This window comes from Actinocrinis sp., from assembly GCF_035650855.1.
In the GTDB taxonomy this organism is placed as follows: domain Bacteria; phylum Actinomycetota; class Actinomycetes; order Streptomycetales; family Catenulisporaceae; genus Actinocrinis.
On the sequence record NZ_DASRGV010000007.1, the window covers coordinates 1 to 6,894 of the forward strand.

Genomic DNA, 6,894 nt, shown 5'->3' on the forward strand with positions numbered 1-6,894 from the left:
CGCGCGTGGGTGCCCGTCGGCCTTCCAGCGCGTCACACAGCGCCTCAACGACGTCCGCGAGCCGTTCGCGCGCGGTGAGCCCGTCCGCCGTGTCCGCGCGTGCCGCTGCCGCCAGAGCACGCGCCTCAGTCGTGTCGATCACTTGCGGCCGCCTTTCATGTCGTCCCAGTGCTCGCCGAGCCATAGCGCGCCGGCCACGACAGCGCCACCGAACAGTGCTGCGGCGAACAAGCCGATGAGCTCGCGCATCAGCGGCCTGCCTCGATCGCGCGGCGACCGCCGTGATCCCGGCGCAGCTGTTCGAGCCGCGCCCTGTCGATGGCCTCGAGCGTGCCGGTGAGCGGCACGACCGCCCGGCCCAGGCCGTCGCGTGCCTGCGCCTCGGTCACCGGGCCCGTGTCGTAGGTGATCAGATCCAGCAGGCGCCCGTCCTCGGACCACAGGGCCCACCACGACGACAGACCCGCGACCGGCCGCCCGTACAACTCCGCGCAGTTCGCGCACTCCGCGAGCCGACCCCAACTCACCAGCCCGAGATCACCGCCGGGGCTCGCCACGTGCATCAGGTACCGGTCGCCGGGCCGGATCACGCCGACGCAGCCCAGGGCCCCGGTCGTGCAGACGTGGCTCTTGCGGGCGGTACGCGCCTGGGTGCGGATCACTGGGCACTCTCCTTGATCAACGCGAGTCGGCGTTCGATCCGCTGCACCAACTCCACCCGGAACCCGAGCGGCAGACGCGTCCCCTCCGGGTAAGACCGGAAATCCTCGAACCCGCCCGGATACGGCAGACGCCAATCCGAATCCGAATCAACCCAGTGACCGTCAAGGAACAAGTGCACGTACACAGCCCAGCCGCCCGGAGCCAACGCGACACACGGGCCGTTCGGGCGCGAGTCCCTGATGGCGGGGCATGCCGGGTTGCGTTCGTACACGCGCGGCCACGTGTACTCGGGCACCTGGAGCGCGAGCGGCCAATCGGCGTGGTCGGCGAGGATTTCGCGGCACAGGTCCGCGGCGATGGCCTGAACCGTCAACGGAGGCGTCGAGGCGGACATCACGCGCCGCCCTCTCCCGGCCAGGTGATCACCGGCGAGACCTTCACGACCTCCCGGCCACGCACCACCCAACGATGCGGTGGCTCCCCGAACCCCGGATCCGGATCCTCTTGGATGAACCCCGCGAACTCGTGACCCTCCGAGTACAGGCCGACGAGCGTCCGGATCTGGTCCTCGACGTCGTACCCGTTGCACGGCTCCTCTGGGCCGACGATCGCATCCGCGGCGTACACGACCATCACGCCCGCGTCGGTGTCGATCTCGTCGCGGTCGATACGCAGGTGCGCGTCCCACGACGGGTCCAGGGTGGGTGCTCGGCGGATCTCGGCGTGGGTGAGCGGCGGGGTGATCGTGATCTCGCCGGTGAAACGGTTGCTGTAGGACACGTGCTGCTCCTTCGGGTTCGGTGCGCCCGCGAGACACGGGCAGCAGGTCAGGCGTTGAGGTAGGCGATCGTCTCGATCAGCGCGTCCAGCCGCGCAGCAGTCGCAGCCGCCTGCGTGGCCTCCTGCGCGAGGCGCGACGCGTCCCCGGTGTACGGGCCGCCCTTGATGATGCTGGCGGCGAACCGGGTGGCGGCGTCGGCGAGGTGCTGGGCTTCGGCGGCCAGTTGCTCGCGGCCGTGGTCGATGTTGTTCCGCGCGATCCGGAGAGCGATGGCGTCGGTCATGTCAGTGGCCTTCCGGGTTGGTGGATTCGAGCAGGGCACGGCCAGCGTCGGCCTCTTCGAGCAGGTCCAGCAGCGCAGCCAAGGCGAGCACACGACCGTCCGACACGTCCGGCCGCCGGGCCACAATCCCGGACTCCCGCAGCCTCGTCTCAGCCCGATAGATCCGCCGGTCGTGATCGCGCTGCTCGGGCGTGTAAAGCTGGCAACCAGGGCCCCAGCCGACCTCGCTGTGCAGCGTCGTCCGGTAGAACCGCATCGCGCTCTGTCCCGTGCCGGTGGTGACCCACTTGGGGCCGATCTTCGTGACCGTGGCGGTGTGTCCGCGCATGCCCGGCCCGGAGACGATCACCTCGTCGCCGACCTTCAGATCCGCGTCCGGGCGGCGCACGTCCGGGGCGTCTGCGGCGGCTTTGAGTGCCGCGAGCTGCGCGGGCGAGAGAACGGGCATCAGGACTGCGTCCCTTCCGGTTCGGGCTTGAGGACCCCGGCGAGCCAGTCGTCCCCGTTCGTGAACTGCGGCCGCCGCGACGCCCAGGACCCGAACGCCGCTTCGTACCGGGGCCGGTCGTACTGCTCGCTGAACCCATGCATCTCGACGTGCCTGCGCCACGACGCGCGAACCGACTCATAGGTGGCGCGACTCAGGTCGTAACCCGACGCCGGGTCGATGTCCTCGGCTGGCACGCCGAGGGCGATGCACAGCGCGATACGGGCGTCGCACATGGACGTGCGGTTGTCGGCAGCGGCCACCGGATCGTGGCGGTACTTGTCCGGATCGGCAAAGGCGCGCATGCGCTGACGGGCGAGAGCGGCGAGATCCACGGTCAGGCTCCGATCAGGTGCGCGGTGGGCTTGTAGCCGCGGGCGACCTCAGCGAGCAGAGCGGCCTGCTGACGGTCGTAGGCGTACACGGGGATCAGCCGGTGGTGGGCGACGGCCCAACCGGCGCGGGTCGGCTCCTGGCCGGTGGCGGCGCGATAAGCCTGCGCGACCTTGCGGCCCAGTGAGGACCGGTAGCGGCGGGTGGTATCCGGGTCGGCGCCAAGCGACGCGAGGAACCCGTCCACGGTGAGCACGGACCGGTTGCGGTAGGCGGCGATCGCGCGCTGGATCGCCGTGCCGGGCTTGCGGGCGGGACGGTGCGCCTGCTTGGGCAGGTGGTCCTGCGGCTTCGGGAGGACCAACTCGGCCGGGGCGGGCGTCTCGGCCTTGGCTGCGTCCGGCGCGGAGACGTGCGACTCGCTCAAGGAGACCAGGACGTGCATGTAGTCGGGGGTCGGGCCGATCCAGATCTCCTTGCGCTCGTAGGTGTGGCCGGCGTAGCTGCTGCCGTCCTGGGGCCAGGTGCGCCGCGTCCAGATCGCCGTGTAGTAGTCGGTGCCGCTGCTGGAGCCGTTGGGGGCGGTGGAGAACTCGCTCCAGGTCGCGCGGCGTACTTCGGTCCACTCGGCGGTCTTCGTGGCGGTCATCTCGGGTTCCCCTCCGGTTGCTCTCGCTGCTGTAATTCCTACAGTAGCTTCCGGAAGTGGCAGCCGCAAGTGATTGGAGGAAATGGCCGCAGGAACTTGTTGCCGGAACCGCCGCGCGGTACTGTGATCAGCATGGAGACCGATCCGATCCTCGCCGCGCTCGATGCGCTGCGTCGTAAGCGCGAAACCGGCGAGGCCGCGGTCAAGGCCACGCCCGGTGCAATCGAGGGCGCGCTCAAGGCAGGGAAGTCGGCCGCCGAGATCGCCCGCCACCTCGGCGTTTCTGAGGGGTACGTGCGCGGGATTCGCCGCGAGAAGGGGCTCCAGGACCCCCGGTACGCCCACCTCAAGCCACCCCGCGCCGAGTCCTGACGCGTTCACCGCACGCCGATCCATCGCAGTGCCTCGGTCCACGCGTACGCCGCCACCGCGAGCGCGGCGAACACGCCGACGAGCTGCACCGGCCACGGCGGACGCCAACGCTTGCGGCGGGTCACGTCGCCTCCGCCCACCGGTACCGAAGCCGCTCCCGCGCGCTGGCCTTCTCGCGCTCGGCGCGCTCCTGGACGCACCCGCCGCACAGCAGCTCCTGGTCCTCGCCGAACAGCGCCGGGTTCACCTTCGCCTCGCCGCAACCCCAGCACGGCGCCCATTCGCCCTCGGCGCGCGGGTACCAGATCGCCCACCGTCCGCAGCCCCCGCATCGGCGCTGGCCGTGGGTGCGGTTCATGCGTTCGGCCCAGGACCACCAGCCGAGGTAGCCGGTGGGGCAGGGCGTGTGCTCGGCCTGGTTCGGGCACGGCGGTTCGGCCAGGTGGCGGCTCACCGCCGGCCCCGCTCGGCCGGCTGGTCGAAGTCGCCGCGTTTGACCGCGGCCACGAACGCCGCCCACTCCTCCGGTGTCGCGTCCACGGCCCCGGGGCGGCTGGTGCTGTCGACCCGGACGCCTTCGGGGGTGAAGGTGACGCGCAGGCAGTCTCCGCTGTAACCGCACGCCACCACCGTGCGCGCGGTCACCGCCCGGCCCCCTGCTCGAACACGCGCACCGGGATCCCCGCAGCCTTCGCCCGGCGAACGCAATCCATGGTCCCGACCGACGTGCCGAACGGGAACGCGGCGACGAGACCGTGGCGCACGCTCGTGAGCACGTCCACCATCCGCTGGTTGCGCCGCGGCCCGGCTGCGCGACCGTGCCGGTCCCAATCGGCTGGGTACGGGTCGGTGGGCACTCCGGTGGAGCGGGCCCAGCGGTCGGCCTGCCAGTCGGCGCCGAGTAGCCGGTCCGGATGGATGCCGCAGTGCTCGGCACGGTGCCAGCGCACGAGGCTGCGGTTGGCGGGGTGTCGCGGGTCGCACTGACCGTGCACGATCATCAGGTCTTCGCTGATCTCGGCGCTCAGTTCGTCAAGGGCGGCGAGCAGGCGCCCGTCGGCTGGTAGGAACCGGGAGCCGGTGACGAGCACGAACGCGGTCACCGCTGCCCGCCTCGGGTCGCGGCGGTGAGCAGCCACGCCAGCCAGCCGATCCCGAGCGGGCCGGCGGTCCCGAGCAGCAGCCGACCCGCCACATACGCGGCGTGCGCGGTCACCGGGCCTGCTCCTCGTCGCCGGGGCCGTCGAGCGTTTCGTGCAGTTCCCGGCTGGCCACTCGCCGCTCACTCTCGGCATCCCCGGACCAGGTGATCGCGAGCTGTCGGACGCGCTTGATCGTCGCCTCGAGAAACTCGGCTTTGCGCCGCCACTCGGCCAGGTCGGCGCGCACGATCTTGTCGACGGCGTGGCCGAGTTCGCTGGCGTGCTCCTGCTCGACCTCGTACCCGATGATCAGGCAGTCGTCGCCGTGATCGAACACGATGTCCGAGGCGCGGCCCGGTTCGGCGTCGTGTTTCTGCCCCGCGACCATGAGGGCTTTAGCGACCTCGGTGTGGTGCGCGGGGGTATCCAGGACCCATTCGCGGTGGATGACCACGCGGGTGCGTTCGTCGGCGTGCATCAGGACTCCTCGGTGAGTGCGGACTGGATCTGTTGCAGGACGTGGCGTTCGCCGGTGTCTTCGTGGGCGAGCTGCCCGTCGAGCGCGGTGACGGCGTCCCGGACGCGCCGCAGTGCCGCGGCGTCCCCGTTGGGCGGCAGGATTCGCACGTGGGTCTGCGTGTCGCCGGTGAACGTCTCGGCCCATGCGGCGTGCCACGCGGCCACGTCCTCGGGGCTCATCTCCGGCGGCGGGTCGAGCGCGAGCAGCGGCCGGGCGAACTCCGCGTCGAGCACGGCCATGACGGCGTCGACCAGCTGATCGGTTTCACCCCCGTTGAGGTGGATGGGCCCGCCGCGTTGGGCGATGTCGAGGGCGTTGGGGCCGAGCCGGATCGGGACGCTGCGTGCGGCGTCACGGATGGCCCGACGAAGGTCGTCGGTCGGCTCAGGCATCGTCGTCGCCCTTCGCCGCGTGCGGGTTCCGGTCGCTCGCGGGCCACGACCACAGCACCCCGTAGGGCTTCTCGACCGGCACCAGGCCGACGGTCGCCGGGTTCAGGCATTCCACGCCGCCGTCCGGCTTGTTGCGCTGGTGCCGGTCGAACGCGGTGGTGCTGGAGAACGTGCGATGGCAGTTGACGGACCCGCAGTGCGCTACCCGGGTGCCGGTCCACCACTGCCCGCAGGAGTGCCGGATCGCCTCGGCAGGGATTCCCGGGCTCTGGGGGCGGCCCGGAATCGGCCCGTTTCCCTGAAGCAGGTCACCCTCAGGCCGATCGGTGGCGGTCGAGCGTCCCTCGCTGAGTGCGTCCGGCTGGCGGTGGGTGTGGCCTGCTTCGGCGTGAGTCTCGGTCTCGGTCATGATCCGTCCTTCGTTTCGTAGTTTCTGTCCTGTTGTGTGCCGTTTGTTGCCGCCGCCGCGTGTAATCCCGCGGTGATCCGCCAGGACCGCAGCAGTTCCGCGATCGCCTGCCAGGACTCGGCCGCCCGGAACTCCTCCGCCATCGCGGCCTGCTCGGAGCGCGGCATCCCGGGTAGGGCGAGCAGCAGGCACCTGGCGTCGGCGGCCACCGCGAGCACGGCGGGGTTGGCGGCGGTGCACACCTCCCGCCACGTCTCCACCGCCGGATCGCGGCCCGGCACGCCCACACCCGCGCTCACTTGCGCCTGCCCGGCATGCGGTGCCCGACGTGGAAGTGGCGCACCTGCCCCGGCTTCACCGTCGGACACGCGTACACGTTCAGGACCGCCGGTGACGCGCCCTCGCGCACGAGCCGCCACAGGTGCTCCAGTGCGGTTTTCCGGTTCGGGTGGGCCTGTTTGCCGTCGCAGGCCCGCGCCTTGGACTTGTTCACGGCTCGCTCCCGGGTTCCTCGAGCAGGCCGCACGCCAGCGCCGTCGTGACCGCACCCACCCGGTTGGTGACGCCCAGCGCCGCGTACAGGCGCCGCGCCCGGTGCTTGACCGCCGACGGGCTCAGGGCGAGGCGCGCCCCGATCTGCGCCTGCGTCAGGTTCGCCGCGAGCAGCGGCAGGAGCGCGGCCAGCAGCGGGTCCAGCACCGGCGGGCGGCGGTGGGGCTGGCCGCCGAGGGCTTCGGCGAGCGTCGCCCCCGGCAGGATCAGCGGGGCGCCGGGGCGTTTCGGGTACGCGCCCAACCACGCGGCCGGCCCGGTCACGCGGCACGCTCCCGGCGCACCAGCGTCAGCACGCCCAGCTCCACCGC

The 6,894-nt window shown here is 71.6% G+C and carries 17 protein-coding genes; 1 reads left to right on the forward strand and 16 read right to left on the reverse strand.

Annotated elements, in window-relative coordinates:
* Window positions 1-248: 248 nt before the first annotated feature.
* The 7 genes from VFB40_RS00680 to VFB40_RS00710 are packed head-to-tail and all read right to left on the reverse strand — an operon-like array spanning window position 249 to window position 3,196.
* Window positions 249-662, reverse strand: coding sequence for a hypothetical protein (locus VFB40_RS00680; RefSeq protein ID WP_324847266.1), 414 nt, complete (start codon window positions 660-662; stop codon window positions 249-251).
* Window positions 659-1,057, reverse strand: a complete 399-nt coding sequence (locus tag VFB40_RS00685) for a hypothetical protein (RefSeq protein WP_324847267.1) — start codon at window positions 1,055-1,057, stop codon at window positions 659-661. Before VFB40_RS00685 ends, VFB40_RS00680 begins: the two co-directional genes overlap by 4 nt.
* Entirely contained in the window at window positions 1,057-1,443 is a 387-nt protein-coding gene (locus VFB40_RS00690; RefSeq protein WP_324847268.1) for a DUF6205 family protein, read from the reverse strand. The genes VFB40_RS00685 and VFB40_RS00690 overlap by 1 nt, the downstream gene beginning before the upstream one ends.
* A 47-nt stretch (window positions 1,444-1,490) precedes the next feature.
* Complete coding sequence (locus VFB40_RS00695; RefSeq protein WP_324847269.1) at window positions 1,491-1,727, reverse strand: hypothetical protein; 237 nt, start codon at window positions 1,725-1,727, stop codon at window positions 1,491-1,493.
* A gap of 1 nt (window position 1,728) precedes the next feature.
* On the reverse strand, window positions 1,729-2,175 hold the full coding sequence (locus VFB40_RS00700) for a beta barrel domain-containing protein (RefSeq protein ID WP_324847270.1): 447 nt from the start codon (window positions 2,173-2,175) through the stop codon (window positions 1,729-1,731).
* Window positions 2,175-2,549, reverse strand: coding sequence for a hypothetical protein (locus VFB40_RS00705; protein WP_324847271.1), 375 nt, complete (start codon window positions 2,547-2,549; stop codon window positions 2,175-2,177). Before VFB40_RS00705 ends, VFB40_RS00700 begins: the two co-directional genes overlap by 1 nt.
* A 2-nt stretch (window positions 2,550-2,551) precedes the next feature.
* A complete protein-coding gene (locus tag VFB40_RS00710) occupies window positions 2,552-3,196 on the reverse strand; it encodes a hypothetical protein (protein ID WP_324847272.1) in 645 nt (214 codons plus the stop codon).
* A gap of 132 nt (window positions 3,197-3,328) precedes the next feature.
* Here VFB40_RS00710 and VFB40_RS00715 point away from each other — a divergent pair, with 132 nt between their 5' ends.
* A complete protein-coding gene (locus tag VFB40_RS00715) occupies window positions 3,329-3,568 on the forward strand; it encodes a hypothetical protein (protein ID WP_324847273.1) in 240 nt (79 codons plus the stop codon).
* A gap of 121 nt (window positions 3,569-3,689) precedes the next feature.
* Here the strand turns inward: VFB40_RS00715 and VFB40_RS00720 are convergent, their stop codons facing one another.
* From VFB40_RS00720 to VFB40_RS00760, 9 genes are all read right to left on the reverse strand, one after another.
* Entirely contained in the window at window positions 3,690-4,022 is a 333-nt protein-coding gene (locus tag VFB40_RS00720; RefSeq protein WP_324847274.1) for a hypothetical protein, read from the reverse strand.
* Window positions 4,019-4,213, reverse strand: coding sequence for a DUF397 domain-containing protein (locus VFB40_RS00725; RefSeq protein ID WP_324847275.1), 195 nt, complete (start codon window positions 4,211-4,213; stop codon window positions 4,019-4,021). The genes VFB40_RS00720 and VFB40_RS00725 overlap by 4 nt, the downstream gene beginning before the upstream one ends.
* A complete protein-coding gene (locus VFB40_RS00730) occupies window positions 4,210-4,671 on the reverse strand; it encodes a hypothetical protein (protein ID WP_324847276.1) in 462 nt (153 codons plus the stop codon). The genes VFB40_RS00725 and VFB40_RS00730 overlap by 4 nt, the downstream gene beginning before the upstream one ends.
* A 109-nt stretch (window positions 4,672-4,780) precedes the next feature.
* Complete coding sequence (locus VFB40_RS00735; RefSeq protein ID WP_324847277.1) at window positions 4,781-5,188, reverse strand: hypothetical protein; 408 nt, start codon at window positions 5,186-5,188, stop codon at window positions 4,781-4,783.
* Window positions 5,188-5,622 carry a hypothetical protein gene (locus VFB40_RS00740; RefSeq protein WP_324847278.1) on the reverse strand — a complete coding sequence of 145 codons (435 nt, stop codon included), beginning with the start codon at window positions 5,620-5,622 and terminating at the stop codon, window positions 5,188-5,190. Before VFB40_RS00740 ends, VFB40_RS00735 begins: the two co-directional genes overlap by 1 nt.
* Complete coding sequence (locus VFB40_RS00745) at window positions 5,615-6,031, reverse strand: FDXHR family putative zinc-binding protein (protein WP_324847279.1); 417 nt, start codon at window positions 6,029-6,031, stop codon at window positions 5,615-5,617. Before VFB40_RS00745 ends, VFB40_RS00740 begins: the two co-directional genes overlap by 8 nt.
* The gene (locus VFB40_RS00750; protein ID WP_324847280.1) at window positions 6,028-6,330 is read right to left on the reverse strand and encodes a hypothetical protein; all 303 of its coding nucleotides are present in this window, start codon (window positions 6,328-6,330) and stop codon (window positions 6,028-6,030) included. Before VFB40_RS00750 ends, VFB40_RS00745 begins: the two co-directional genes overlap by 4 nt.
* Entirely contained in the window at window positions 6,327-6,524 is a 198-nt protein-coding gene (locus VFB40_RS00755) for a hypothetical protein (RefSeq protein WP_324847281.1), read from the reverse strand. The genes VFB40_RS00750 and VFB40_RS00755 overlap by 4 nt, the downstream gene beginning before the upstream one ends.
* A partial coding sequence (locus VFB40_RS00760; RefSeq protein ID WP_527249180.1) for a helix-turn-helix domain-containing protein occupies window positions 6,521-6,894 on the reverse strand: 374 nt, incomplete at its 5' end. The genes VFB40_RS00755 and VFB40_RS00760, both read right to left, overlap by 4 nt.